The sequence below is a fragment of the Photobacterium alginatilyticum genome (assembly GCF_009910675.1).
In the GTDB taxonomy this organism is placed as follows: Bacteria; Pseudomonadota; Gammaproteobacteria; order Enterobacterales; family Vibrionaceae; genus Photobacterium; species Photobacterium alginatilyticum.
Genome location: NZ_RSEJ01000319.1, coordinates 1 through 406, shown reverse-complemented (window position 1 = coordinate 406; position 406 = coordinate 1). Strand labels below are relative to the sequence as shown.

The 406-nt window shown below is 27.0% G+C and carries 1 protein-coding gene; it reads left to right on the top strand.

Annotation, left to right across the window (positions count from 1 at the left end; all coding sequences use genetic code 11):
• The coding region (locus EIZ48_RS29305; protein WP_205298665.1) for a hypothetical protein at positions 1 to 199 on the top strand (199 nt) is incomplete at its 5' end.
• Positions 200 to 406: the final 207 nt, after the last annotated feature.

The window sequence follows — 406 nt, the reverse complement described above, 5'->3', positions numbered from 1 at the left end:
ATCCCCCCTAAGCCTTAGACCTCCAATTCACCACTTTTTATTCATTTTAAATGTTCAATTTTGGACTATAAATACAAGCCCTTCTCAACACAAATCCTCACCCCTTTTTTCTACCTCTTTTAGCCGAAATTACTTAGTGTTTTCAGCAAAAAAATCAGCCATTTCATTTTATAAAAAAGCCTCTTTTATATTAGTTTAAAAAGCCTTTTAATTWCYMRTTAAAGCCTTGTWGTAWTTTCYATTTTAATCAAGCATTGTAATATCCAACTTCTCAAAATATATATAAAWWYTCTACTGATTTTTATWGTGTTRTTACCTTATCAAGYCATTTTTATTAAGCTCYCTTYATATCTATTATAATATATCKAATATTAGTAGTWATATAGTAGTTTTAAGCATAAAATAT